This is a genomic window from Ruegeria denitrificans (assembly GCF_001458295.1).
GTDB lineage: Bacteria > Pseudomonadota > Alphaproteobacteria > Rhodobacterales > Rhodobacteraceae > Ruegeria > Ruegeria denitrificans.
The window spans coordinates 17,032-41,773 of the sequence record NZ_CYUD01000005.1; the positions used below are offsets into that span (position 1 = coordinate 17,032).

Annotated in this window: 27 protein-coding genes; 19 read left to right on the top strand and 8 right to left on the bottom strand. The window is 56.4% G+C overall.

What is annotated here, in order from left to right; translation table 11 throughout:
• Positions 1-89: 89 nt before the first annotated feature.
• Complete coding sequence (pcaQ, locus tag RUE5091_RS08570; protein WP_058281501.1) at positions 90-998, top strand: pca operon transcription factor PcaQ; 909 nt, start codon at positions 90-92, stop codon at positions 996-998.
• Between the two features lie 118 nt (positions 999-1,116).
• Here the strand turns inward: pcaQ and RUE5091_RS08575 are convergent, their stop codons facing one another.
• Together RUE5091_RS08575 and RUE5091_RS08580 are read right to left on the bottom strand one after the other, a co-directional pair.
• Complete coding sequence (locus RUE5091_RS08575) at positions 1,117-1,413, bottom strand: type 2 periplasmic-binding domain-containing protein (protein WP_058281502.1); 297 nt, start codon at positions 1,411-1,413, stop codon at positions 1,117-1,119.
• A 9-nt stretch (positions 1,414-1,422) separates the two neighbouring features.
• Positions 1,423-1,788: a LysR family transcriptional regulator gene (locus RUE5091_RS08580; RefSeq protein WP_082643588.1), complete on the bottom strand. Its 366-nt coding sequence runs from the start codon at positions 1,786-1,788 to the stop codon at positions 1,423-1,425.
• A 205-nt stretch (positions 1,789-1,993) separates the two neighbouring features.
• On the opposite strand from RUE5091_RS08580, the gene RUE5091_RS23550 reads away from it, so the two are divergent.
• The 10 genes from RUE5091_RS23550 to RUE5091_RS08620 all read left to right on the top strand — a co-directional run bounded on the left by RUE5091_RS23550 (position 1,994) and on the right by RUE5091_RS08620 (position 9,520).
• Positions 1,994-2,212: a type 2 periplasmic-binding domain-containing protein gene (locus tag RUE5091_RS23550; protein WP_243470740.1), complete on the top strand. Its 219-nt coding sequence runs from the start codon at positions 1,994-1,996 to the stop codon at positions 2,210-2,212.
• Between the two features lie 89 nt (positions 2,213-2,301).
• Positions 2,302-2,541 carry a type 2 periplasmic-binding domain-containing protein gene (locus tag RUE5091_RS23555; RefSeq protein WP_243470741.1) on the top strand — a complete coding sequence of 80 codons (240 nt, stop codon included), beginning with the start codon at positions 2,302-2,304 and terminating at the stop codon, positions 2,539-2,541.
• Between the two features lie 76 nt (positions 2,542-2,617).
• Positions 2,618-2,926, top strand: a complete 309-nt coding sequence (locus tag RUE5091_RS22595; protein ID WP_082643589.1) for a hypothetical protein — start codon at positions 2,618-2,620, stop codon at positions 2,924-2,926.
• A 54-nt stretch (positions 2,927-2,980) separates the two neighbouring features.
• A complete protein-coding gene (locus RUE5091_RS08590; RefSeq protein WP_243470742.1) occupies positions 2,981-3,526 on the top strand; it encodes an amino acid ABC transporter permease in 546 nt (181 codons plus the stop codon).
• Between the two features lie 48 nt (positions 3,527-3,574).
• Positions 3,575-3,853, top strand: a complete 279-nt coding sequence (locus RUE5091_RS08595) for a hypothetical protein (protein ID WP_131726289.1) — start codon at positions 3,575-3,577, stop codon at positions 3,851-3,853.
• Positions 3,854-3,895: 42 nt separating this feature from the next.
• Complete coding sequence (locus tag RUE5091_RS08600; protein ID WP_058281505.1) at positions 3,896-4,510, top strand: hypothetical protein; 615 nt, start codon at positions 3,896-3,898, stop codon at positions 4,508-4,510.
• A gap of 122 nt (positions 4,511-4,632) precedes the next feature.
• Complete coding sequence (locus RUE5091_RS08605; RefSeq protein WP_058281759.1) at positions 4,633-5,838, top strand: YcaO-like family protein; 1,206 nt, start codon at positions 4,633-4,635, stop codon at positions 5,836-5,838.
• On the top strand, positions 5,835-7,145 hold the full coding sequence (locus RUE5091_RS08610) for a TfuA-like protein (RefSeq protein WP_058281506.1): 1,311 nt from the start codon (positions 5,835-5,837) through the stop codon (positions 7,143-7,145). Before RUE5091_RS08605 ends, RUE5091_RS08610 begins: the two co-directional genes overlap by 4 nt.
• A gap of 43 nt (positions 7,146-7,188) precedes the next feature.
• Positions 7,189-8,484 (top strand): gluzincin family metallopeptidase, encoded by a 1,296-nt coding sequence (locus tag RUE5091_RS08615; RefSeq protein WP_058281507.1) that lies wholly within the window; start codon positions 7,189-7,191, stop codon positions 8,482-8,484.
• 151 nt (positions 8,485-8,635) lie between these two features.
• Positions 8,636-9,520 carry a hypothetical protein gene (locus tag RUE5091_RS08620; RefSeq protein WP_058281508.1) on the top strand — a complete coding sequence of 295 codons (885 nt, stop codon included), beginning with the start codon at positions 8,636-8,638 and terminating at the stop codon, positions 9,518-9,520.
• A 60-nt stretch (positions 9,521-9,580) separates the two neighbouring features.
• Here the strand turns inward: RUE5091_RS08620 and RUE5091_RS08625 are convergent, their stop codons facing one another.
• The 6 genes from RUE5091_RS08625 to RUE5091_RS08650 all read right to left on the bottom strand — a co-directional run bounded on the left by RUE5091_RS08625 (position 9,581) and on the right by RUE5091_RS08650 (position 17,370).
• Entirely contained in the window at positions 9,581-11,356 is a 1,776-nt protein-coding gene (locus RUE5091_RS08625) for a tetratricopeptide repeat protein (protein WP_058281509.1), read from the bottom strand.
• Positions 11,357-11,442: 86 nt separating this feature from the next.
• Positions 11,443-12,087, bottom strand: a complete 645-nt coding sequence (locus RUE5091_RS08630; protein ID WP_058281510.1) for a GNAT family N-acetyltransferase — start codon at positions 12,085-12,087, stop codon at positions 11,443-11,445.
• A 164-nt stretch (positions 12,088-12,251) separates the two neighbouring features.
• Complete coding sequence (locus RUE5091_RS08635) at positions 12,252-13,196, bottom strand: ABC transporter substrate-binding protein (RefSeq protein WP_058281760.1); 945 nt, start codon at positions 13,194-13,196, stop codon at positions 12,252-12,254.
• A 47-nt stretch (positions 13,197-13,243) separates the two neighbouring features.
• Entirely contained in the window at positions 13,244-14,251 is a 1,008-nt protein-coding gene (locus RUE5091_RS08640) for an ABC transporter permease (RefSeq protein WP_058281511.1), read from the bottom strand.
• The gene (locus RUE5091_RS08645; RefSeq protein WP_058281761.1) at positions 14,248-15,774 is read right to left on the bottom strand and encodes a sugar ABC transporter ATP-binding protein; all 1,527 of its coding nucleotides are present in this window, start codon (positions 15,772-15,774) and stop codon (positions 14,248-14,250) included. The genes RUE5091_RS08640 and RUE5091_RS08645 overlap by 4 nt, the downstream gene beginning before the upstream one ends.
• Positions 15,775-15,816: 42 nt before the next feature.
• On the bottom strand, positions 15,817-17,370 hold the full coding sequence (locus tag RUE5091_RS08650) for a UxaA family hydrolase (RefSeq protein ID WP_058281512.1): 1,554 nt from the start codon (positions 17,368-17,370) through the stop codon (positions 15,817-15,819).
• An 82-nt stretch (positions 17,371-17,452) separates the two neighbouring features.
• On the opposite strand from RUE5091_RS08650, the gene RUE5091_RS08655 reads away from it, so the two are divergent.
• From RUE5091_RS08655 to RUE5091_RS08690, 8 genes are read left to right on the top strand one after another with little or no spacing between them, the layout of a single operon-like run.
• Positions 17,453-18,190 carry a GntR family transcriptional regulator gene (locus tag RUE5091_RS08655; RefSeq protein WP_058281513.1) on the top strand — a complete coding sequence of 246 codons (738 nt, stop codon included), beginning with the start codon at positions 17,453-17,455 and terminating at the stop codon, positions 18,188-18,190.
• Positions 18,187-19,239: an aldo/keto reductase gene (locus tag RUE5091_RS08660; protein WP_058281514.1), complete on the top strand. Its 1,053-nt coding sequence runs from the start codon at positions 18,187-18,189 to the stop codon at positions 19,237-19,239. Before RUE5091_RS08655 ends, RUE5091_RS08660 begins: the two co-directional genes overlap by 4 nt.
• A complete protein-coding gene (fucU, locus tag RUE5091_RS08665; RefSeq protein ID WP_058281515.1) occupies positions 19,229-19,657 on the top strand; it encodes an L-fucose mutarotase in 429 nt (142 codons plus the stop codon). The genes RUE5091_RS08660 and fucU overlap by 11 nt, the downstream gene beginning before the upstream one ends.
• A complete protein-coding gene (locus RUE5091_RS08670) occupies positions 19,654-20,484 on the top strand; it encodes an amidohydrolase family protein (protein WP_058281516.1) in 831 nt (276 codons plus the stop codon). Before fucU ends, RUE5091_RS08670 begins: the two co-directional genes overlap by 4 nt.
• 1 nt (position 20,485) lies before the next feature.
• Entirely contained in the window at positions 20,486-21,598 is a 1,113-nt protein-coding gene (locus RUE5091_RS08675; RefSeq protein WP_058281517.1) for a fumarylacetoacetate hydrolase family protein, read from the top strand.
• Positions 21,599-21,611: 13 nt separating this feature from the next.
• Positions 21,612-23,114, top strand: a complete 1,503-nt coding sequence (locus RUE5091_RS08680) for an aldehyde dehydrogenase (NADP(+)) (protein ID WP_058281518.1) — start codon at positions 21,612-21,614, stop codon at positions 23,112-23,114.
• A gap of 8 nt (positions 23,115-23,122) precedes the next feature.
• Entirely contained in the window at positions 23,123-23,878 is a 756-nt protein-coding gene (locus RUE5091_RS08685; protein ID WP_058281519.1) for an SDR family oxidoreductase, read from the top strand.
• Between the two features lie 18 nt (positions 23,879-23,896).
• Positions 23,897-24,739: a fumarylacetoacetate hydrolase family protein gene (locus RUE5091_RS08690; protein WP_058281520.1), complete on the top strand. Its 843-nt coding sequence runs from the start codon at positions 23,897-23,899 to the stop codon at positions 24,737-24,739.
• Positions 24,740-24,742 lie beyond the last annotated feature (3 nt).

A 24,742-nucleotide genomic window follows, 5' to 3' on the forward strand; every position in this document is an offset into this window, starting at 1 on the left:
ACTGGGGTCTCCTGACCGTAGATTGATGTATTGAAACTGAAATGTAAAATGAGTTATCGGCTAAATTAGTTGCCCAAAGAGATAAGAAAATGATCGACCGACGCATCAAGTTCCGCCATATTCAGTCTTTTGTGGAAATTGCGCGGGAAAAGAGCCTGAAACGCGCAGCTGAAAAGCTGTTTCTGACCCAGCCGGCGATTTCAAAGACCTTGAAAGAGCTCGAAGAAATCGTCGAGGCCCCTTTGATGACACGTAGTCGTTCAGGTGTGGCGTTGACCGAAGAAGGGCAGGTTTTTCTGCACTTTGCGCAGATGTCTCTGGCAAGTCTTCAGCAAGGCCTGGACGGAGTGGAACGCGCCGGGCGAAAGGAAAAAGAAAAGCTGACAATTGGTGCGCTTCCAAGCGTCGCCGCCTGGATAATGCCCAAGGTTGTCAGAGAGTTCGATGCGCTTGCCCCTGACGCAGCCCTCCAGATCGTCGACGGTCCACATGGGTATCTGGTGGATCGCCTGCGACATGGCCAACTGGATTTGGTCATAGGACGTCTGGGCCGCCCGGAAACGATGCAGGGAATTTCATTTACGCAACTCTACAACGAACAGGTTGAATTTGTGGTCCGTCCAGGTCACCCGTTGCTCAAAGATCCCAATCTGCACAAGATAGCTGACTGGCAGGTCATTTTCCCTCCGGAAGGATCTGCAATCCGCCCGCTGGTTGAGCGTTTTCTAATTGCATGTGGTATCGGCGAGATTCCAAATCGGGTGGAAACAGTGTCAGGCGCATTTGGGCGTGTCTATACCCGCCAAACCGATGCAATCTGGATTATTTCAGGTGGGGTGGTCGCAAACGAAATCGCGGATGGTCGATTGGTCAAGTTGCCGATCAATACTGAACTGACCCAGGGTCCAGTCGGGTTGATGACCCGCCCAGATGTTGCGCCGACACCCATTCAGCAGGTCTTTCGGTTAGCTGTTCAAAATGTGGTTTCGGGCGCATAGGAAGAGTTATGTTAAATTAAATATCTTAAGTCTTGAAGCGAAGCGCAATTCCCTTGACCTACGAAACCGACCAGTTTTCGCAAGCTATTCTAGGTTGACTGGAATTTCTCCTGCACGCTCAAAACCCAGTCGAAAGATTTTCGAAGGGACTTTTTTTGTACGATACCGTGCGGCAAACAAGAACATTGTTGAACTCTGGATCCACTTTTGGAAAGGGAAGTTTTCTTAACGCTCCAGCGGACAGAAATTCAGCATCGTAAGAGCTGCGCGTCAATGCGATTCCCATTCCCGAGATTGCAGCGCGAAGCGTAGGATCTGCATTGCTGAACACTGGTCCGTGCCGCAATGCGCTGGATGGATAGCTGATCTTTTTCAGATAACGATCCCAGGTATCCGCGGTCTCGGCATGCGGCATAACGGGATTCTAAATCTGAGAGAAGTTGCAGGTCTGCTCCAGTTCATTTTGTTCGACAGAGAATAAGGAAGGGCTGCAAACTGCAATTTGGCGATCCGAAAACATCGGGATGACCTTGAGGCCAGGCCCTGGTTGGGCGTTGGCATGGCTGTCGGGGCGCACCGCAAGATCGGAAAGTCCAGGTTGAATTTTGCGGTAGAACCGATGTCCTGCGTCGGTGATGTTGATCCCTCGCCTTGTGCGGGTGAATAGCTGACCGCTAAGCAGCGCTTCAAGTTTACCGACGCGATAGCTGACTGTTGGTTGGGTCAATCCAAGCTCTGTCGCTGCTTTGGAGAATGAACGCAGCCGGCAAACTCCTTGGAAAAATCGCATCAGTATCAATCCTGTCTGCGAGGCTTGCTGCTGCGGCAATTGCCGGTGAAACCCTGGATCGGATCGAAGGCACAATAGTGCTCAAGGTTGCCACCAACTCGGACTGGGCAGTGCAGGCCTTCCTGAACGATCAAAACGAAATGGATGGGTTCGACGTTGATGTGGCGTTCGAGTAGCCAAACGCCTTGGGGCCGAGACCGAGTTCGTGACGCCCGGTTGGGAAGCGATGACCGCTGGGCGCTGGAATATTGTCGTTGGATCGATGACGCCCACGGCAAAACGCGCCGAAGCCCTGGAATTTCCGGCAGTCTACTACTACACGCCGGCCGCATTTGCCGTTCACGAAGATTTCGATGGTGCAATTATTTCTGACCTGAAAGAAAAGGTAATCGGTGTGACTCCTTCGTCGACCTATCACTTGTAATTGCAACATGACCTCAAGATCGACGCCGCGGGCGTGCCGGAATTCGACTATCAGGTCCAACCGGCTGAGATCAAAACTATGGCACTGGTATGAGTGAGTTTGATGACCTTCGCCTGGGTAACGGCGTGCGCCTTGATGCGGTGCTGCAATCGTTGCCCACAATCCTGTCTGCAGTTGAAAACGGTCTGCCAGTCCGCCAGCTGGGCGAGCCGGTCTTTTTCGAACTGCTGTCGGTTGCAGTCGGCAAGGGGGGTACTGACTTTGTCGGAAAGGTCGCTGACATCGTGACAAAATGCGCAAAGACGGAACCCTGCGCGAGCTGTCGATGAAGTGGCATGGCGTCGACTAAACGTCGGCAAACTGATCTTCATACCCTGAAAGGACAAACCGGAAATCCTCTCGAGCTTGACCGCCTACCCCACAGTTAAACGCTCACGCCGGTTCAATGCCGAATGTTCGCTGATTGCTGGCAAGGTGGTTTTCCTGATCGGATATTGGGCGGGCTTTTCCGGGGAAACATTCCTGCGCTTTTTCTATGCACCCGAGGCAGGTGAACTGGCCTCGGGGGTATCGGAAAGGGTATCGGCGACGCTGGTTCTAGCGCTGATCGTGACCTTAAACCTGTTCCTGCTTTTGGCTGCCGACCGTAGGTTCAGCGCATCCTCGTATGGGCCGAACTTTTGCGCCTGTTCCTGTTCACCACAGGTATCGTGACAACCTTGTACGTGTCGTTGGCATCTATTGTGATCGCGTTCGGGCTTGCTCTGCTTGGGTCAGTTTCCAAACTTTCCGGTAATGGGATCGCAATGGGCGCGGTCGATTTTTTCACCTCATTTTTCGGGGTGTGCCGCTGTTGGCGCAGCTTTTTCTGATCATCTGGGCTTGCCGCAGATAGGCCTGATCGTCGACCCGATCCCAGCGGGGCTTGCTGCGCTCAGCCTGCGTTATGGCGGTTACATGACTGAAATCTACCGGGCCGGCATCCGAAGCATCGATCCCGGTCAATGGGAAGCATCGGCAGCCTTGGGTTTGAAAAAAGGCGTAGCGTTTCGCAAAGTGATCATGCCGCAGGCGTTCAAGATCATTATCCCTCCGACGGGCAACAGCTTTATTGCGATGTTGAAAGACAGCTCACTGGTTTCGGTCGTTGGCGTCTGGGACCTGATGTATGTCGCCCGCTCCGCTGTCCGCAGCAAATTCCGAATTCTCGAAATGCTGATCACCGCAGCACTGATCTATTGGGCTTTGTCTTTCCTGCTGGAACTGGGGCAGGCCCCGCTAGAAGAACGCTTTCGCCGCTCTGCCGCCAACTAGAACCGAATGCTGAATTGCCAAAACATCTCTGACAAAGGACCAAGCCGCATGTGCACAATCGGTGCGATAAATTTGGACGATGGCAACTATTATCTGTTCAAGAACAAAGATTTCGGGTTGTTAAACTTTGATGAACATCTGATTTCCGATCCATCAATGTTCGGGGTATCCGGTGTGGAAAACTTTGCCGCAACCGATGACAGCGAAGCGGTGTTCTCGGGGCTGTCAATCGGCGCCAACGAACATGGGCTGTTATGTTGTAACGCGCATGTCAGCTTCACACCTGCGAACGGTCGCAACTATGACATTCTGGTCGAGATCGCCTAGCGGCAGGGCCACGACGTCCAGTCGGCCATTTCTGCGATCAGGATGCATCTGGCAGACAACCCGACCTGGGTTGGCAGCCTGATTATGGTAGACGGTAAGACAGTTGCCTGTATCGAAGCGCGCGGACATGAAATCCGGGTTCAGGAGGCATCTTATTTTCTGGTCAAAAGCAACCATCAGGTGATGTTTGAATCCGATAACGACCCGGCTTCGTCAAACAGTCAAAGCTGCCTTACATCGGCGCGCAACAGGATGGCCAGCGTTGGTGAGCTTGACGATATTTTGACTGTCCTGTGCTCTCATGATGATGGTGATACCGGCGTGTGCAACCATTTGAAGGGGCGCAGAACTGTTTATTCATATGTTCTGAACTTTCTCGGGGACAAAATCTCGTTGCATGTATCCAAGGAACTGCCGTGCAGGGCCGAGCATTTTCGGAAATTGGACCTGCCGCTTGCGGAGATGTGGAACGCGGAAGATTTAAGCAACTCGACGCGTCGTATCCGAGATAGCGGGATAAAAGCTCGGGAACTGTCAATCACAAACAGGATCTTGCCTGTTCAAACAATTTGCGAGGTTAGTCGCTTCTGCACTGAAACCTCCTGCCCAGTTTCCCCCGGCATGGGAGTAATGCGATCAAACACATGGATGACCTGAAAACGGTCTGAGAACCGCGACGGTTGACCGACGGGGTCTGATCCATCATCCTGCGGCCTAACAGATTGGCCCGGCGCAGATATTTTGACGTTGTGGTCGACTATTTTAGCAAGGCCCGAAACATGCCCGATGGATCGCAGAAGCAATATGTGCTGGACACGCATCGGCTACGCGACCCCGAGCAAACCCTACAAATCGTCAAACCGTTTCTAAAGGGCATGGGCATCACCCGGGTTGCAAACCTGACCGGCCTTGACCGGATCGGTCTGCCCACGGTGATGGTGGCGCGACCCAACTCCCGGTCAGTCGCGGTGTCATTGGGCAAAGGGTTGTCGCTGCGTGCGGCCGAGGCCTCGGGCGTGATGGAGGCAATTGAATCCTGGCACGCTGAACGGGTGCAATTACCGCAGCGGTTGGCCAGATATGCTGAACTGACGCAAGAAGCGACGGTGGTCGACGTGACCGGATTACCTCGCGTGACGGGTGGGCGGTTTGATCCTCATTCTAACATGCTGTGGGTTCTGGGGCGTGATCTGGGCGCCAATCGCGCGTGCTGGGTTCCGCTTGAGATGGTCGATACAGACTATACCAGCGCTCCGGTCGGGGGTCAGGCCGCCTTTCCGCGCACCACCAACGGATTGGCGTCGGGTAACAACGTGGTTGAGGCCAGCTGTCACGCCATTTGCGAATTGATCGAACGGGATGCCACAACGCTGTGGCACCATCGCGCGGGCACCCCCCGCCTTGATCCGAATAGTGTGGATGACCCACGCTGCCGACAGGCCATCGAGATGATAACCGCAGCCGGGTTAGAGATAGGGCTGTGGAACACAACGTCGGACATTGGCATCGCCAGTTTCCGCTGTGTGGTTTGCGAAGGCGGCGGCCAACCCGGCCATATTGGTATCGGCGATGGCTGTCATCCGGACCGCGCGATTGCCCTGCTGCGGTCTTTGACCGAAGCAGCGCAGACACGGCTGACTTATATCTCAGGTGCTCGGGATGACCTGGATCCCGAAGAATTCACCGATCAGGCGAAAATGGATCGGGGCCGCTATGTGCGTGATCTGATCGACGATGCGGCGGCGGATCAAAGTTTTGGCGACTGCCCGTCATTTGTAACCGCATCCTTTGAAGAAGATCTGGAATTATTGTTGCAACGGCTTGCCGCCGTGGGCATCCCGCAAGTGGTTACCGTTGACCTGTCGCGCCCTGAATTGGACATCGCCGTGATCCGGGCCGTGATCCCCGGGCTGGAGGCACCGCATGACGAACCGGATTACATACCCGGTCCGCGCGCTCGACGCATAGTGGAAGGGCTGGCATGACGGCAGTTGTATTTGTGGGCCCGACCCTGACGCTCGAGACAGTTACCAAACATCTGGATGCAACCATCCTGCCGCCAGTCCGACAAGGAGATGTCTATCGTGTCGCCCGTACAAACACGTCAGCAATCGGCATCATAGACGGATTTTTCGAAGGGGTGCCCTCGGTCTGGCACAAGGAAATCCTCTGGGCGATGGAGCAAGGGATTCCGGTCTTTGGCAGTGCCAGCATGGGCGCTTTGCGCGCGGCTGAATTGGCTGATTTCGGAATGATTGGGGTTGGCCAGATCTTTCAGGATTACTACAACGATGTCCTGCAGGATGACGATGAAGTTGCTGTATTGCACAGCCCCGCCGAGCTTGGGTTCAAGCCTCTCAGCGAGCCGATGGTGTCGATCCGCGCGACCGTGGCGCAAGCGCAGACCGCAGGCGTACTGCCGGCGGACACCGCGTCCAAAATACTGCAAATCACCAAGGCCATGCATTACCGCAAGCGTATCTGGGCAGACATAATTTCTGCGATGCGGGATTTGCCTGGTATCTCTGAGTTTTCCGACTGGTTACCGACAGGCCGCATCGACGCCAAGGCAGATGATGCCCGCGCCATGCTGACCCGCATGTCCGAGCATCTGGCCGGAGCCGTTCAGCCAAAGTCCGAAGCCACGCGCACCGAACCAACCCTGATGTGGAAAGCTCTGTGTGCCCGGGTCGATGCCGGAGAGCTAACCACCGACCGCGCAGTCGTCGACGAGCTGCGGCTGGACCCTGCGCTCTACGCGCAATTGAAACATCGCGCCGCTCTTGCGTTGCTGGCGCGCGAGGATGCCTCAAGACGGGATCGTAAACCTGAGCGTGCGGACTTGATCCGGCAGATGGACGATCACAGGGCAACAACAGGTCTTTCGCGACGATCCGAATTGATGGATTGGATCGAGGCAAACGATTTGAACGCGGATAGCTATGAAACAATGTTGGCCGACGCTGCCCGGATTGATGCTGCCATTGCATCGCGCGCCGGTTCTTTGGAAGCGCAACTGTTGTCAGAGCTGCGCCGTGCGGACCAATATACCGAGCTGCGGGACAGGGCAGACAGAAAAGCACATCGTGCCATTCCGGCGGGTTCCTCCGGGGTGGATCGGTTGCGCGTGCTGATGTGGTATTTTGAATCTCGTCTTGACCAAGAGGTGCCTGATGATCTTGACTCTTACGCAGTTGCGCTTGGTCTGGACGGGCGCGACGCGTTTTATGAACTGATAGAAGCTGAATTTTTATATTGCCATAGAGGTGCCGACGCCGGAGCCGCAGAATAACAGGCCGACGGATTTGACCGGGCACGACACGGGAGGGCGTATTATGAACTACCCCGAACAGATCAAAGACGAAGAACCCGGCACCCGGTTCTTGCTGTACCCGCAGTCGCCCTTTCTGGAACCTGATGCCCCGCTGGAACTGGTCGAAATCTCTGCCCCGCAAGGCAGCGTCGGCCCGGGTCCGTCGGGGCCGCGCATGTACACAGTGAACCCGGTCGGGAAAACCACCCCATACGGCGCGATTGTGCCTGGGCCGAACGGGCCGGGCATGTATCTGCCCCCGTGGAATGGTTATATCCAACCCCCTGCCATGCCTGATGCGCTTGGCAATTTCATCCATATCGACCCAACCGACCCGGCCTTTGAAGCCGCGCATCTGTATGGCTCGGCCCATTTCACCATGGATGTCTGGCAGGGATATTTCGATCGTCCGATCCCGTGGCATTTCTCCCGCGATTTCGACCGGCTGGAGCTATCGTTGCTGCCCAGCCTGGACAACGCTCATATCGGTTGGGGATTTCTGGAAACCGGCGGTACGCATGAACATGGGGATGAATACCGTCCTTACAGTTTGAATTTCGACGTCGTCGCGCATGAGATTGGCCATGCCATCATCTATAGCGTGATCGGCATGCCCTCTGATGGGGATGCCTCGGGCGAATATTACGGGTTTCATGAATCCGCCGCCGACCTTGTGGCCTTGCTGGCGTCACTGCATTTCGGTTCGGTGGTGGACACGTTGCTCGAAAACACGCGGGGTAATCTCTATACGTTCAACCGCCTCAGCCGCTTTGCCGAACTGTCGGAAAACGCACAAATCCGGATTGCTGCCAACGACCGGTCCTTGTCGGAATTCGCCGCTGGCTGGTCCAGCGAACACGCCCTGTCTGAACCTCTGACCGGTGCGATGTTCGACGTTTTCGTCGATATCTATCACGAACGGTTGCTGCTACATGGCCTGATCTCTGCCGAAGAGGAAGAGCTTTCGGACCAGCTGGAAGGCACCCCCGAATACAGCCAAGTGATGCAGGATATCTTTGACAAGCGATATGCCGAAAACCCTGAAGGTTTCCGCATCGCGCTGCTTGAAGCACGCGACTATCTGGGCACCTATCTGGCCGACGCGTGGGAGAGGCTGGACGCGGATATGCTCAGCTATTTTGGGGTGGAAAAGGCTCTGCTGGCCGTCGATCAAGAGATTACCGGTGGTGCCTTCCGCCGTATTATCGAGGGCAATTTCCGTATGCGCGATATTGGCCTGACAACCGCCGGCCCCCGTCTGCCAGACCCGGAAGAAGACAGCCATTCACATTCAGTTCGAACGCAAGTGCCGGATTAGCGCCTAAAATCCTTTATTTTTACAAGGTTTTATGGCATGCAATCATGGGGTGATTTTTGGAACGTATTTGCTCGAATTATTTATTCGAGTTCTTTTAAGGGGGGAGATGAGGGTCCTGACTCCGTCGATCCCATAGTTGGGAGGAAATGAGATGTCTGAATCCTTGCTCAGTTTTTCAGAAGTGTTGTTGTTTGGTCGTGCAGTTGATGATCTTAAACTTAAGAAGGACACGCGTGTTCGTGTGGCAATCATCGACGAAAGCTTGACGGCAAAACCAGATATCACCAGTGGAATAATTGATGACGTGACCGTTGAAGTCGGGGACAAAGTGCTTGTTCAGATTGGCGACGACGATATTTCAGGAGTTTACAAGGTCAAGAAAACAGGCGCCAATCTTGTATTGGAAGACCGCAAAGACGAAGCAAAAGGTGACTTCGTTTTTGTAAAGAAAGGGTCAAAGCACAAACGTACGTTTTGGAAGCAAACACTTAAACCGGAAGGCACTCCGCCGAAACAGAAATTCGAATACAAAGGCAAACGTCGTCGTGGAAAAGGTGTAAACAATTTCCTTGGCGACCAGTTTCTGGATGGAGGCAAGCTGGCCAGAATCTATGGGTTCGCCTATGAGGGCGTGTATTACGAATTGCCGGAGCCGGTTATCTTCCTTGTGCACGGGGATGGCGAGTTCGTTAACAAATCGGATGGCAAAGATAATGCTCCGGGTGGGCTTGCATCCCGCGCGCCGAACAATCCCGACCTCACAGGTATTGCTTCAGCTGACTTCCAGTTCGCGGATGACATCCGGGTGTGGGATTACAACAAAGCCGATTTCACCATCCGCATGGACGTTATGACCGGTCAGTTTGAACAGGTTCTGCTGGACCTTTATTTCGGCTTTGACAGCCCGGCTGTCAGCGGCGCCCGCGTCAGCGGAGCCCGAGTGAGTGGTGCGCGGGTCAGTGGTGCCAGAGTTAGCGGAGCACGTGTTAGCGGAGCCAGAGTCAGTGGAGCAAGGGCACGGGGCTCGGACGACTGACGCAGATTAAAACCACAACTGACAATGAATTCAGGCCCTGCTCAGCAGGGCCTTTCTTTTTCAGAAACCTGCCTTTTTCAGGCCCTCAACAAAGTGTTGTGTGTCTTCTTCCAGCTTGTCCGGCTGAACGGTTTCCCACCGAGCTAGTGAAAAGTTCGGATGTGCTGCGCGATGCTTGTCTGCAATCTGACGGGCAATGTCGGTTTGGCCAAGCTGTGCATAGCTTGCCGCCAACAGACGCTGCCCTTCCGTGGGATTGTTCATCTTGTTGACGGCACCGATGGCGTCTTGATAGCGGTGGAGGTTGAAATACGCCCCACCCAAATGCCACAGATACTGGTCCGGAAAATAAGGATTCAACCGCATCGCCTGTTGAAGATGTGTGATTGCCATTTCGTTGTCGCCGTAATGAGCCAGCGCATCCGCGTAGTCTGAATGCATATCTGCATCATTCGGGTTCAACGCCAAAGCTCGTTTGTAGGACTGCAACGCAGCATCATGTTCTTTGCGGTACAGGTGTACATAACCCAACTCACCAAATCCACGCGCATCGGTCGGGTCCAGTTCAATCGCGCGTCGCGCGAAGGTCAGCGCCTGATCCAGCGCTTTTGTGGGATCTTCGGACCAGGAATAGCGCCAGTTGATATTCAGCGTCCGCGACAGGGCGGCGGCAGCGCGGGCATAGCCTCCATCCCGATCAAGCGCGTTCTGATAATAGTTTTGCGCCTTCTGGTTGTCGTTCCTGGTATATTTGAAGATGTGATGCTGGCCTTGCAGTACGGATCCATAGGCCTCTAGGTCGGACGGGGCCGATTGTATCATCCGACGCTTTTCATGCGACTCGATCATCACTGCGGTTGCCGCCACGATGCACTCTGTCACCTCATCGAGAATATCGAAAATATCGTCGATCTTGCGATCGAAACGCTCACCCCAGATGGTGCGCTCGGTGGTGGCATCAACCAGTTCCGCTGTTATCCGGATACGGCTGGCTGAACGACGTACACTGCCGCGCGCGATATAGCGCACATTCAGTTTTTGCGCCGCTTCCTTCGGAGGCATACCCTGTGCCTTGAAGAAAAAGGACGAGTTCCGCGCGATCACGAACAGATTGCGGAACTTGGACAGGTTCATGATGATGTCATCGGTCAGCCCTTCGGCAATCCAGCTGTCGGATTCATCCCCGCTCTGGCTGCTGAAAGGCAGAATGGCCACTGAAGGCGAGTCGGGACGCTCGAGGATATTACCCGGCATGTCCGGCCGCATCGTTCCGGCCATGGTAGCACCTGCAACCTCACTGCGGACGCAATAGGTCGCGATGGGTGAAAGGATGTTCTTCAGCTGCTTTGGCCCGAGAAATTCATAGCCATAACGCAGCCGATTACAGACCTGATCGTAAACGGCGGAACTGACGTAAACCCTTTCAGGTTCAGCAATTTCCTGAAGCCGCGCCGCTATATTGACATTGTCGCCGTGTATACCGCGATCGTCGATTAGAATTTCGCCCAGATGGACACCCGCGCGAAAATTGATTCGTTGATTTTCTGCGCGATCCTGGTTGTGTTGGCTGGCGATGCGATGCAGTTCAACCCCGAACTCCACTGCGCTGGTGGCGGTTTCGAACAGGGCCAGAATACCATCGCCGCGCACCTCGACCACCCGGCCCTGAAAGCGCGCGCAGGTTTCCTCAAGTTGGTAAATCAATGATTTCAACGCGTTGTAGGTGTCCAGCTCATTCTCGCTCATCAGACGAGAATATCCGACAACGTCGGCAAACAAGACGACACCCAGCTTCTGCGTTATGGAAGAGTTTGGACTTGTGGTGTTCACATTCATAACTCGTCTAAGGGGCTGCGTTCGAACCCTATTGTCACTTTATAGCAAAATGGGCTTTTGCGCTTGGACAGTGTTAGCACACCCCGTTAGTCACACTTATCAACCTGTGGTGGCCAAGACCAGCTTGGGCAGCCTTTTGACCCAAAAGTTACAATAGTTTCAGGGCTTACCTCTTTCGCAAGGATCAGCCTTCTATTCACCCAATCCTGGCTTAGAAGGCCCACCACGATCATATCGCGAAAGGTCCCGTCAGCGAACCAGGCTTGCCGCATGGTTCCTTCGACCTGACAGCCCAGTCGTTCCACAAGATCGCGACTGATATGATTGTCCTGTCTGTAATACGAAGTGAGCCGGTTCAGACCAAGCTGACGGAAGGCGAAATCCGCAAGCAGCGCTGTTGCCCTGATCGCAAGACCCAAACGGCGCGCTGATTTTTCAACAAACATGGCGATGACCGCATCCCGGTTGACCAGAGAAATTGCTTCGAGCCCGACAATTCCCATAGCCTGTCCACTGTCGGATTCAACGACGAACCAGCAGCTCCCATTTTTGCCCGAAGGACTAAAATTTTCGCGCCAAATTTCTTCGGTCTGAATAAGGTTGAGCGGAATTCGCGACGTCCGATCAAATCGGCTAAGGTCCTCGATATCCTGAAACCAGGGTGTGATGACCTCCAGATCTGCTTTTTCCAGTGGACGTAACGTGAATACGCTGTTGGATTTGTCTGGCAATGGATCAACTACCTTTAACTAATATCAGAAAATATACGACCCAAAGACTAACACACATATGCATGAAACATGAAATGAGAAAACAGGTGGTCCGGCAGAAATGCACCGATGCTCTACCTGTAGGAAATCCGGCCCGCCATTTGCGGACGGGCCGGGTATTGCTTTTAGTCGTAGAGGACGGCAGAGATTTTCGGATCGTCGATGTTTGAGGCGTCATAGTAGTAGAAACCAGTGTCGATCAGCGCCGGCACATCCTCGCCATTCATGGCGGCGACGGCGGCTTTGACAGTTTCATAACCGATGCCAACCGGGTTTTGCGTGATGGCGCCTGCCATCAACCCGCTTTTGATCGCATCTTTCTGTGCCTTCCCGCTGTCGTAGCCAATGATCACCAGCCCTTCGGTTCCCAGTTCCTGCACCCCGTTCACCACGCCGATGGCAGACCCTTCATTGGTTCCGAAAATGCCATTCAAGTCAGGATTTGCAGTCAGGATGGCCTTGGTCACTTCTGTGGATTTCAGATGATCCCCCTGACCATATTGAACCGTGACAACCTCGATATCGGGGTATTGCTCGGCGATACGGTTCACGAACCCGTCGCGGCGGTCGATACCTGTACGGCTAGTCTGGTCATGAGCAACCACTGCAACCTTGCCCTTGCCACCGATTTTTTCAGCCATCTTATCCGCAGCCAGAGCCGCCGCCGCCAAGTTGTCGGTGGTCGCGGTCGAGACCGGGATATCGCTGTCGACGCCGCTATCAAAGGCGATGATCGGGATGCCTTTCTCATTGGCCTGTTTCAGCAGCGGAATGGCGGCCTGGCTGTCCAGCGCGGCAAAACCGATGGCCTTGGGATTGTTGGCCAGTGCCGCGGCCAGCATGTCGATCTGGCGATCCACCATGGTCTCATTGTCGGGGCCTTCAAAGGTGATGGTCACGCCATATTCATCGGCTGCCTGTTCCGCACCGGATTTCACGGCCTGCCAGAACTGATGTTGGAAGCCTTTCGAGACCAACGGGATATAGATATCCTCAGCCATAGCCATTGAGGCCGGGACCGTAAGGGTGGCGGCACTGATCGCCCCCAGAATAAACCGACGTGTAAACATGATTTCCTCCTCCATTTGATTGTATTGTCTTTGGTTTGAAGTTTCAGTCATCCCGACTTTTTGCGGCGCGCCATGTCGGCATAAACGGCCAGTATAATAATCGCGCCGGTCACGACGGTCTGCCATTCCTGCGCCACTGACAGCACCCGCAGCCCGTTGGTCAGCACTGCCATGATCAGTGCGCCGATCAGCGTGCCTAAGATCGTACCGCGCCCACCGGACAGGGACGTGCCGCCAATCACAACTGCGGCGATAGCTTCCAGCTCGTATCCCAGACCCAGCGCGGGCTGTGCCGAATTCAGACGCGAGGCGATCAGGATTCCGGCAATGCCGCAAATTGCACCGGCCAGCGCGTAAATACGCATTTTCCAAAGATCGGTGTTCACGCCCGACAAGCGCACAGCCTCTTCGTTCGATCCCAGCGCAAAAGTGTACCGCCCCAGCACCGTGCGCCCTAGAATGTAAGATGCCGCTATCGCCACCAAGAACAGGATCAGCACCCCGTTGGGGATGGGCAGGGCCGGAAACACCTCTCCGATCAGCGATCCGCGCGAGATTTGATCGAACCCCGGCGTGTCGTTGAAATAAATCGGGCGGGTACCGGAGATCACCAGTGACAGGCCCTTGAGGATCAGCATCATGCCCAGCGTGGCAATAAAAGGCGGGATTTTCATCTTGGCCACGAACGTGCCTGAACACAGGCCGCAAAGAGCGCCAGCCCCGATGGCAGCCGCCACACCCAGCAACAAGGGCATCCCCAGATAGGTCAGCACGACGCCCGCGATCACCGCGCAGAAGGTCATCATCGTGCCCAGCGACAGGTCGATCCCGCCAGTGATTATGATCAGGGTTGCCGCCACCGCGAGGACTCCATTCACCGAAGTCGCCTGCAAAATCGCGATCATGTTCGAGGTCTGCATGAAGTTCGGCGAGGCGATGGAAAACCCGATCAGCAGGGCGATCAAACTGGCGAAGGCCAACAGTTTTTGATACGCGCCGCTTTCCGACAGGCCCGCAAGGGGCTTTTTCTTGTCGATATCCGTTGCTGTGGTCATTGCGCTGTCCCTGTTACCTGCATGGCCGCCGTACGTTGGGTGGCCAGATGCATGATGTCTTCCTGAGTGGTGTCTTTTCCGCCGGGCAGAATGCCGGTCAGCCGGCCCTCGCACATCACGGCGATGCGATGGCTCAGGCGCATGATCTCGGGCAGTTCGGATGAGATCACGATGATTGTCTTGCCCTGCCCGGCCAGTTCTTCGAGCAGTTTGTAAATCTCGGATTTTGCGCCCACGTCGATGCCGCGGGTGGGTTCGTCAAAAATCAGGATGTCGCAATCACGCAGCAGCCATTTGGCGATGACTACCTTTTGCTGGTTGCCCCCCGACAGCAGCCGAACCTCTTGTACGTCCGAGGGCGTACGGATTCCAAGTTGATGTATAAAGCTCTTGGCTGCAGTGCCGATTTCACCGTCGTTCAGTATTCCACCCGATCCGGTGAACAGGTCCATCGAGGCCAAGGCAATGTTGTCCCGCACGTTCATACCCGTCGCCAGGCCGAAATGCTTGCGATCCTCGGAGAGGTAACCGATCCCCGCCCGCACCGCGTCCTTCGGGGATTTGATCGAGGTCGGTTTGCCATGCACGCGAATGTCGCCGCTGTCCTTTGGATCGGCACCGAATATGGCGCGCGCCACTTCAGTCCGCCCTGCCCCCATCAGACCGGCAAAGCCCAGAATTTCACCCTTCTGGACCGAGAAGCTGACATCGTGAATATCTTTGCTGCGGCTCAGGCCGCTGACCTGCAAGGATATCTCGGCATCCCCCAAATCCGGCACTTCCAGAGGCTCCTCGTTCACTTCCCGTCCGACCATCATAGCAATGATCTGACTGATCGGGGTATCCGCCGCATCCACGGTCCCTACATATTCACCATCCCGCATGACGGTGACGCGGTCGGCGATCTGCTTCAGCTCATCCATTTTGTGGCTGATATAAACGATGCCCACGCCCTCGTCCTTAAGGCGACGGATGATCACGAAAAGCTCGGCAATCTCGACGTCATTTAGGGCGGCCGTCGGCTCGTCCATGATCAGAACCTTGGACCGGTAAGACAACGCCTTGGCAATCTCGACCATCTGCTGCTTGGCGATAGTCAGGCTGCCGACCAGCGCCTTGGGGTCGAGGGTCAGGTTCATCGACTCGAAAATCTCGGCCGTGCGTGCATTCAGCGCCACGTCATCCAAACGGCCAAAACGCTTGCGCGGTTCGCGCCCGATAAAGATGTTTTGCGCAACCGTCAGATCATTCATCAAGCTCAATTCCTGATGGATGATGCCAATGCCTAGATCCTGCGCCTCGCGCGGGGTTTGGGGACTGGCCGTGCGTCCTTCGATCTTCAGACTGCCCCCATCACGCTGATAAATGCCCGATAGGACTTTCATCAGCGTGCTTTTCCCGGCGCCGTTCTCGCCCATTAGCGCGTGAACCTCACCCGAATACAGATCGAACTGCACGGATTTCAGCGCGTGCACACCGGGGAAATGCTTATCAATCCCCGTCATGTCGACCAGTTTTGCCATCTCTTCTCCCATAGGCCCCTCTCTCCTTGGGCCGTGCGTGGATTACATCACCGCACCGATTTGCCAGGGCACGAATTCAACGCCCCCAAAGCCAAGCTCTTCGCTTTTGGTTTTCTCGCCGGATGCGACTCGGATCAGAATTTCGAACAGTTCTTCGCCTTTGGCCTCGATACTGACCCCGTCGGTGACGATGTCGCCGCAATTCAGGTCCATGTCCTCGGCCATGCGCGTGTACATTTCCGAATTGGTGGCCAGCTTGACGCATGGTGTCGGCTGATAGCCCGAGACCGAGCCCCGCCCGGTGGTGAACACGATCAGGTTCGCACCCGCGGCCACCTGCCCAGTGACCGAGCACGGATCAAAACCCGGGCTATCCATAAAAACAAAGCCCTTTTTGTCGATCATCTCAGCAAATTTGTAGATATCGCGCAGCGGTGCGGTACCACCTTTGGCCACAGCCCCCAGTGATTTCTCCAGAATGGTAGTCAATCCGCCGCGCTTGTTGCCGGGGCTGGGATTGTTGTCCATTTCACCGCCATTGCGGGCGGTGTAATCTTCCCACCAATGAATGCGGCCGATCAGTTTCTGGCCCACTTCGGGGGTTTCCGCGCGGCGGGTCAGCAAATGCTCGGCACCGTAGATTTCCGAGGTTTCCGACAGGATCGTCGTACCACCATGGCGGACCAAAAGGTCCGATGCATATCCCAGCGCCGGGTTTGCGGTGATCCCGGAATAGCCGTCCGAGCCACCGCATTGCATCCCGACCGTAATCGCACTGACGGGCGCAGGTTGCCGGGTGGCTTGGTTGGCCAGTTCGGCAATCCCACGCAGCTCTTCCAGCCCGCGTTCAATTGTGCGGCGTGTGCCGCCCTCGTTCTGGATGGTCATATAGCGCAGTACGCCATCCTGCCGGATGGGGCGTCCGCCAACCAAATCTGCGACTTGCATGACCTCGCACCCCAACCCGATCAGCAAGATACCTGCAAAGTTCGGATGTTGTGCGTACCCGGCCAACGTTCGGAACAGGGTGGCATATCCCTCATCCTTGCCAGACATGCCGCAGCCGGTCCCGTGCACGATTGGAACCACGCCGTCGACATTTGGGAATTCGTCCAAAAGACCGGATTTCTCGGCAGCTTCAGCAATGAAACGCGCAACAGAACCCGAGCAGTTCACGGTGGTCAGAATACCAACGTAGTTGCGCGTTCCGATTTTACCGTCTGCACGGTGAAAGCCTTGAAATGTGCGGCCCTCATTAATCATCGCCAAGGGCGTGTTCGCGCTGGCATGGGCATAATCCTGTTGATGTGCACCCATCCCAAGGTTGTGAACGTGGACATGCTCACCAGGTCGGATATCCGCTTTAGCCTGCCCGATGATCTGGCCGTAGCGAATGACATTCTCACCCTCAGCAATAGCAGCAGCCGCGATCTTGTGCCCGCGAGACACCGAATTGGTCAGCGGCACTGGCACGCCAAATGGCTGCTCGTCGGCCTGCAAATCCCGCAGGGCGATCACGACATTGTCACAGGGGTTCAGTTTGACCGTGTCGCGAGTCGCCGTCCGGGGGGCCTTATTTTCATGGGTTGCTTGCATCCTCTCCCCGCTTGCTTGCCCAGATTGCTAAGGCGTGATCACGTACTTGTCAACTAACATGTTAGTATGATAGATCGAGATCATGACTAAACCACAAGACATCGACGCGCAGCTTTTGCGCGATATTTCATCTGATGACGGCTCATTGGCGCAGCGGGTCTATCAGGCCATCAAACAGGCCATCCTGTCGCTGGACTTCCCGCCTGGAGCAATCCTCAGAAAGGCCCCGATCTGCGAAAGGTTGGGCGTGTCCCGCGCCCCTGTGACCGAGGCGATTGCCAGATTGGCGGGTGAAGGGCTTGTGGATGTGGTGCCGCAATCGGGCACCCGTGTTTCCTATTTTTCGATGCCGGAAATCCGCGAGGGGATGTTTCTGCGTGAAGCGCTTGAGCTGGCAACCGTCGCCAAAGTCGCGCGCGACCTAACCGAGGATCAGCGCAAGCGGCTCAGTCGCAACATGCGCCTGCAGGAACTGCTGATCGAGGACGAAGATATTCCGGGCTTCTATCAGGCAGACGAAGAATTCCACGCTCTGTTGATGGAATTTACCGGCTTCAAGCGCTTGGGGGATGTGGCGCAGACCGTTTCCCTGCAAGTCAGCCGCGCCCGAATGCTTTTGTTACCGACGCCGGGGCGCGTCGCCGAAACACTGGCCGAACACCGTGCCATTCACACCGCCATTCTGGACCAAAACGAACTGGTAGCCCAGGCAGCCATGCGGCGCCATCTGGGACAATTGATGCCGCGGATTAAAGTTCTGATGGACGAGAGGCCGTATCTTTTCAACATCACCACACAACCGGCACGAGAGGCAGGATGACCGTTTCGCAAACCGAACTTCTGAACCATCGAACCACACGCCCCGTGCCTCTGACGCGCATGGGGTTTGGCGGTGCACCTTTGGGCAACCTTTATCGTAAAGTTTCTGATGAGGATGCGCATGCAGCTTTGCAGGCGGCTTACGATGCGGGTATCCGGTTCTTTGACACTGCCCCGCAATACGGGTTGGGCCGGTCCGAGCACCGCTTTGGCAAGGCAATCGCGCGGTTTGGGCGCGAGAATATTCAACTATCGACCAAGATCGGGCGTCTACTACTGGATTGCGAACCGCATGAGGTAACGCCCGAAGCTTTTGTAGACGTCCCGCAAAAACGCATCGTGTTCGATTACACCTATGACGGGGTGATGCGGTCCTATGAAGCCAGTCGCAACCGGATCGGTGTGGCGAATTCCGATATCCTGCTGGTGCATGACGTGTGTGTCTTCAGCCAGGGCAGTCAGGAAATGTCGGATGCCAAAGTGCGAGAGCTTTTCGACGGCGGCGGGTACAAGGCCCTGGTCGAATTACGCGATGCCGAAGAGATCGCCGCAATCGGTGCCGGTGTGAACGAATGGCAGGTCTGCGAGAGGCTGCTTGGGCTAGGTGATTTCGACGGTTTTCTGCTAGCCGGTCGGTATACGTTGCTGGAACAAGAAGCTTTGGACAGTTTTCTGCCGCTTTGCGAACGGCGCGATGTAGGGATCATTCTGGGCGGGCCCTATAACTCGGGCATCCTGGCCACTGGCGCGGTGCCAAGCGCGAAATACAACTACGCCGACGCGCCTGACGAAATTCTGGATCGCGTGCGTAAGATCGAAGCTGTCTGCGCTGCACATAACACTCCGCTGATCGCAGCTGCCTTGCAGTTTGTTCTGGGGCACCCTGCCGTCAAAACTGTTGTGCCCGGAGCTGTCAACGTGGCAGAAGTTCAGGCCAATGTGGCCTTGATGGATCGGAACATTCCAGTTGGCCTGTGGTCTGATTTGCGTAGTGAGGGATTGATCCGCCCTGACGCGCCCTTACCGACCGAGGCCGCCAATGCTGCGTGACATCGACCCGCTTCTGTCACCTGAATTGCTATATGCCCTTCGAGCAATGGGGCATGGAGATGAGATCGTGATAGCGGATGCAAATTTCCCGGGCTCCAGCCTTGGTCCCGACTGTATTCGCGCCGATGGTTCCTCGGCCAGTGAGATGCTGCAGGCAGTTCTATCTGTAACGCCGCTGGACACGTTCGTGCCCGATCCGGTGGTAACAATGCAGGTTGTCGGCGACGCTGAGGCCGTGCCCGAAGCCGTCGCCGACTTTCAGCGTATTATAGATGCGACAGCCGATAACCCAGCCCAAATTCAGGGGATTGAGCGGTTTGCCTTTTACGACCGCGCGGCCCATGCCTTTGCGGTCGTTCAGACCGGAGAACGCAGGCTCTACGGCAATATCATCCTCAAAAAAGGCGTGATTGGATGAAGATCGACGCGCATCAGCATTTCTGGTTACTGGCCCGGGGTGATTACGGTTGGCTTACACCTGATCTGCCCGCGGTCTACCGGGATTTCATGCCCGAGGATCTGGCACCCCTGCTCGCAACAGCAGGGATCGAAGGCACTATTCTGGTACAGGCCGCACCGACAGCGGCCGAAACTGAATACCTGCTATCTCTCGCCGAACAAACTTCGTTTATCAAAGGCGTAGTCGGCTGGGTGGATTTCGCAGCCACCGATGCTCCTGCGCAGATTGAGGCCTTGTCCACGCACCCGGCTTTCGTCGGATTGCGGCCCATGATTCAAGACATTTCTAACCCGCTCTGGATGACGGAGACCGCGCTCACCCCGGCATTCGAGGCGGTGCGACGGCATGACCTGACCTTTGACGCGCTGACCCTGCCAGTGCATCTTGGTCCGCTGCGCCAGCTTTTGGAACGTCATTCGCAGATGCGGGTGGTCATCGACCACGCCTCTAAACCCTTGATCCGTGATGGGGTGATCGCCGGATGGGCCGAGGACATGGCTGCACTCGCCAGTGATACCAGCGCCTGGTGCAAATTGTCCGGGCTGGTCACCGAGGCCGAAACGGATTGGACCGTCGACGATCTGCGCCCCTATGTCGATCATTTGCTGGACAAATTCGGCCCGTCGCGTCTGATCTGGGGCAGCGACTGGCCGGTCTGCACTTTGGCCAGCAGCTATCAGCGCTGGCTTGACGCCACAGACGAACTGCTGATCGCACTGTCCGAAACCGAACGCAATGCGGTGTTGGGGGGCAATGCCGCCCTAGCCTATAACCTCAGAGGTTAGGATGAAATTTCCGGAACTTGACACCAGCGGATTGTGGCTGGGGCGTGTGGAACGACCGGGCATTGGTCCGTCTGTTGTGACCCTGCGTGACGATCAGCTTTTTGATATTACGTCCAAAACAGCGCCCACCGTGCGTGATGTTCTGGAACGGGACGACGCGCTATCTTACACGCGGACTGCATCGGGTGAAGTGCTGGGACATTTGAGCGACGGACACCAGTGGCTCGCACCCTGCGATCTTCAGGCGATCAAGGCCTGCGGCGTGACCTTTGCAGGGTCCATGGTGGAACGCGTGATCGAGGAACAAGCCGCGGGCGACCCCGGCAGGGCTGACGCGATCCGAGCGCGTATCGGCGCCCGCATCGGGGACAGCCTGACTGATATCGTGCCGGGCTCTGACGCGGCCATGCATGTCAAAGAGGCTCTGATCTCTGAAGGATTATGGAGCCAGTATCTTGAGGTTGGGATCGGCCCCGATGCCGAAGTATTCTCCAAAGCGCAGGTACTGTCGTCGGTGGGTTTTGGCGCAGATGTGGGTCTGCACCCGATTTCGACCTGGAACAATCCCGAACCTGAAGTGGTTCTGGCCGTCACCTCGCAAGGTCAGATCAAGGGCGCAACGCTAGGCAATGACGTCAATCTGCGCGATGTCGAGGGACGCTCAGCCCTGTTGCTAAGCAAGGCCAAGGACAACAACGCGTCTTGTGCCATCGGGCCAATGATCCGCCTGTTCGACGAGCAGTTCACTCTGGACACTGTTCGCAGCGCCGATCTGTCCCTGACCGTGACCGGCCCGGACGGGTTTGAGCTTACGGGCCACTCCTCGATGGCGCAAATTAGCCGTGACCCACTTGACCTTGTGGCGCAAACGATCGGGCGGCATCACCAGTATCCGGATGGATTGATGTTGTTCCTGGGAACCCTCTTTGCGCCAACGCAGGATCGCGATACGCCTGGGGGTGGGTTCACCCACAAGCTGGGCGATATCGTTACGATTTCTAATGAAAAACTGGGCGCGCTGACCAACAGGGTGCGCCTGTCGACGGATTGCCCCGAATGGACGTTCGGCGCATCCCACCTGATGCGAAACCTTGCCGCGCGCGGCCTGATTTAAGTGAGACTAGAACATGTTGACCGGAAAACACCTGATTGCGGGCGAATGGGTTGGGTCCGAGGCGACCTTTGCCTCGGACCCCGCGCATGGGCCCAGCCACGAGTTTGCCGTGGGAACGCCCGCGCATGTGGATGCAGCAGCACAGGCCGCGGAAGAGGCGTTTGCCACCTTCGGCTGGTCCACCCGCGGCAAGCGCGCAGCGCTGTTGTACCGGATCGCGGATGAGATCGACGCACGGGGCGACGCCATCACTCAGATCGGCTGTCAGGAAACCGGGCTGCCCGAGGCTCGATTGCAGGGTGAGCGTGGACGTACCGTTGGCCAGCTGCGCCTGTTCGCTGATCACATCGAGGCCCGGGAATATCTGGATAAACGCCACGACCCTGCCTTACCGGATCGCGCCCCCCTGCCGCGACCGGACTTACGTATGATCCAACGCCCTCTGGGCCCCGTCGCAGTGTTTGGGGCGTCGAACTTCCCACTGGCGTTTTCAGTTGCCGGCGGGGACACGGCGGCGGCCTTGGCTGCAGGGTGTCCGGTTATTGTTAAAGGTCACCCGGCCCATCCCGGCACGGGCGAGATCGTCGCGCAGGCGATTGATGCCGCCGTGAAAGCGACCGGCAACCCAGCGGGTACGTTTTCGTTGATTCAAAGCGACGGGATTGGGGTTGGAACGGCACTGGCCCAGCACTCGCTGATCCGGGCCGTTGGATTCACAGGATCACTGCGCGCCGGGCGAGCGCTGTTCGATCTGTGCGCCCAACGCCCCGAGCCTATTCCGTTTTTTGGCGAGCTGGGCTCGGTCAATCCGATGTTCGTTCTGCCCAGAGCCGCCGCCACGCGCGGAGCAGAGATTGGAACCGGCTGGGCTGGTTCTCTGACCATGGGGGCCGGACAATTTTGCACCAACCCCGGCATCGCCATCGTGGTCGACGGGCCGGATGCTGAGGCTCTGCAATTTGCTGCACAGACAGCCCTGAATGAGACGGCAGAACAGACCATGCTCACCAACGGCATCTCGGACGCGTACCGCAAAGGCGTGGCAGACTTTGCGGCCGGGACCGGTGTTTCGCACATTGTCAGAAATGAAAGCGCTCCGCGGCAGGCAGCGCCGAACCTGTTTTCCGTCTCGGGCGAAGATTGGGTGGCCGATGACAGTCTGCATCATGAGGTTTTTGGCCCCGCCGGTATCATCGTGCGCGTGCGCGACGAAGATCAAATGCTGGACATCGCCGGCGCGATCGAAGGGCAGTTGACCTGCACCCTTCACATGGATGCGGACGATGCTGAGACCGCGCGCAAACTGGTGCCTGTTCTGGAACGCAAGGCCGGTCGATTGCTGGCAAATGGCTTTCCCACAGGAGTCGAGGTCTGTGACAGCATGGTTCATGGCGGCCCCTACCCCGCCTCGACCAATTTCGGTGCAACCTCGGTTGGCACCCTGTCGATCCGGCGCTTTCTGCGTCCGGTCTGTTACCAAAACATCCCCGCTAATCTGCTGCCGGACAAATTGTGAGGACCGAAATGACAACAATCCCCCAAACGAACCGACTATCTGGCAAAACTGCCCTGATCACTGCAGCGGGCCAGGGAATAGGCCGGGCCTCAGCCGAGTTATTTGCCGCCGAAGGCGCTCAGGTCATTGCCTGCGATATTAACGAAGCCGCTTTGGCCGAAATGGCCAAGGTTCCCGGTATCCGGACGCTGAAGCTGGACGTCACCGAGGCGAATACGGTTCAGGCGGCCGTCACCGAATTGCCGCCGCTGGACATTTTGTTCAATTGCGCAGGCTTTGTGGCCGGGGGAACGATCCTGGACTGTGAAGAGGCAGAATGGGATTTTAGTTTCGACCTCAACGTTAAGGCAATGTACCGGTTGATCCGACTGACTCTGCCCGCGATGCTGCAAAATGGTGGCGGGTCGATCATCAACATGTCCTCTGTCGCGTCGTCAATAAAAGGCGTCCCGAACCGGTTCGTCTACTGCACGTCCAAGGCGGCGGTAATCGGGTTGACCAAGTCAATTGCCGCCGACTTCGTCACCCAGGGCATCCGATGCAATGCGATTTGCCCCGGCACGGTCGACAGCCCCAGTCTGCACGACCGATTACGGGCCACCGGCGACTATGATCAGGCCATGACCGACTTCATCGCGCGCCAGCCGATGGGCCGGATCGGAACGGCCGAGGAAGTTGCAGAGCTTGCGCTTTATCTTGCCAGTGACGCCAGCAAATACACCACGGGACAGCCCCTTGCCATCGACGGCGGCTGGACCATCTGAGTTGAAAAGGAACGGAAGATGAAGCTGTTACGTTATGGACCGGTTGGTGCGGAAAAGCCCGGTATTTTGGATGAAGTCGGTAAAATCCGCGATCTGTCGGGGGTCGTCGACGATATCTCGGGCGTGGTACTTGGTGATGAGGGTCTGGCTCGGCTGCGCGATCTCGATCTAGGTGCCTTGCCTGTTGTCGATGGTGACCCGCGCATCGGGGCTTGCGTCGGAAATGTTGGTAAATTCGTCTGTATCGGCTTGAACTATGCCGATCACGCCGCCGAAAGCGGTCTGGACCTGCCCGCTGAACCGGTGGTCTTTTTCAAAGCAACCTCGGCGATCATGGGGCCGAACGACACGGTCGAAATCCCGCGCGGATCGGTCAAAACCGATTGGGAGGTTGAACTGGGCGTCGTTATTGGCAAACACACCAAATACGTCTCCGAAGCCAAGGCGCTGGACCATGTGGCTGGGTATTGTGTGGTCAACGATCTGTCCGAACGGGATTTTCAACTCCACCGCTCGGGTCAGTGGGTCAAAGGCAAGTCAGCCGACACGTTCGGCCCCATCGGGCCTTGGTTGGTGACCCGGGATGAGATCGCCGACCCACAAAACCTGCCGATGTATCTTGAGGTCAATGGGCACCGTTTCCAGAATGGCTCGACGAGCACGATGCATTTCAGTGTGGCGACGGTCATCTCACATCTGTCACAGTTCATGTCACTGCAGCCAGGGGATGTAATTTCAACCGGGACGCCGCCAGGTGTGGGTATGGGACAGAACCCGCAGGTTTATCTGAAACCCGGTGACAGGATGGAGCTGGGAATCGACGGGCTTGGGGCGCAACGTCAAAACGTTGTGCAAGGTTGAGCC

Coding starts and splice junctions, on each gene's coding strand:
- RUE5091_RS08615 (WP_058281507.1), top strand. CDS start 7,189: ATGAACTACCCCGAACAGATCAAAGACGAAGAACCCGGCACCCGGTTC.
- RUE5091_RS08675 (WP_058281517.1), top strand. CDS start 20,486: ATGAAATTTCCGGAACTTGACACCAGCGGATTGTGGCTGGGGCGTGTG.
- RUE5091_RS08605 (WP_058281759.1), top strand. CDS start 4,633: ATGCCCGATGGATCGCAGAAGCAATATGTGCTGGACACGCATCGGCTA.
- RUE5091_RS08600 (WP_058281505.1), top strand. CDS start 3,896: ATGCATCTGGCAGACAACCCGACCTGGGTTGGCAGCCTGATTATGGTA.
- RUE5091_RS08660 (WP_058281514.1), top strand. CDS start 18,187: ATGACCGTTTCGCAAACCGAACTTCTGAACCATCGAACCACACGCCCC.
- RUE5091_RS08620 (WP_058281508.1), top strand. CDS start 8,636: ATGTCTGAATCCTTGCTCAGTTTTTCAGAAGTGTTGTTGTTTGGTCGT.
- RUE5091_RS08680 (WP_058281518.1), top strand. CDS start 21,612: ATGTTGACCGGAAAACACCTGATTGCGGGCGAATGGGTTGGGTCCGAG.
- RUE5091_RS23555 (WP_243470741.1), top strand. CDS start 2,302: ATGAGTGAGTTTGATGACCTTCGCCTGGGTAACGGCGTGCGCCTTGAT.
- RUE5091_RS08670 (WP_058281516.1), top strand. CDS start 19,654: ATGAAGATCGACGCGCATCAGCATTTCTGGTTACTGGCCCGGGGTGAT.
- RUE5091_RS08575 (WP_058281502.1), bottom strand. CDS start 1,413: ATGCCGCATGCCGAGACCGCGGATACCTGGGATCGTTATCTGAAAAAG.
- RUE5091_RS08635 (WP_058281760.1), bottom strand. CDS start 13,196: ATGTTTACACGTCGGTTTATTCTGGGGGCGATCAGTGCCGCCACCCTT.
- RUE5091_RS08595 (WP_131726289.1), top strand. CDS start 3,575: ATGTGCACAATCGGTGCGATAAATTTGGACGATGGCAACTATTATCTG.
- RUE5091_RS08655 (WP_058281513.1), top strand. CDS start 17,453: ATGACTAAACCACAAGACATCGACGCGCAGCTTTTGCGCGATATTTCA.
- RUE5091_RS08650 (WP_058281512.1), bottom strand. CDS start 17,370: ATGCAAGCAACCCATGAAAATAAGGCCCCCCGGACGGCGACTCGCGAC.
- RUE5091_RS08690 (WP_058281520.1), top strand. CDS start 23,897: ATGAAGCTGTTACGTTATGGACCGGTTGGTGCGGAAAAGCCCGGTATT.
- RUE5091_RS08645 (WP_058281761.1), bottom strand. CDS start 15,774: ATGGCAAAACTGGTCGACATGACGGGGATTGATAAGCATTTCCCCGGT.
- fucU (WP_058281515.1), top strand. CDS start 19,229: ATGCTGCGTGACATCGACCCGCTTCTGTCACCTGAATTGCTATATGCC.
- RUE5091_RS08625 (WP_058281509.1), bottom strand. CDS start 11,356: ATGAATGTGAACACCACAAGTCCAAACTCTTCCATAACGCAGAAGCTG.
- RUE5091_RS08580 (WP_082643588.1), bottom strand. CDS start 1,788: ATGCGATTTTTCCAAGGAGTTTGCCGGCTGCGTTCATTCTCCAAAGCA.
- pcaQ (WP_058281501.1), top strand. CDS start 90: ATGATCGACCGACGCATCAAGTTCCGCCATATTCAGTCTTTTGTGGAA.
- RUE5091_RS08685 (WP_058281519.1), top strand. CDS start 23,123: ATGACAACAATCCCCCAAACGAACCGACTATCTGGCAAAACTGCCCTG.
- RUE5091_RS08640 (WP_058281511.1), bottom strand. CDS start 14,251: ATGACCACAGCAACGGATATCGACAAGAAAAAGCCCCTTGCGGGCCTG.
- RUE5091_RS08610 (WP_058281506.1), top strand. CDS start 5,835: ATGACGGCAGTTGTATTTGTGGGCCCGACCCTGACGCTCGAGACAGTT.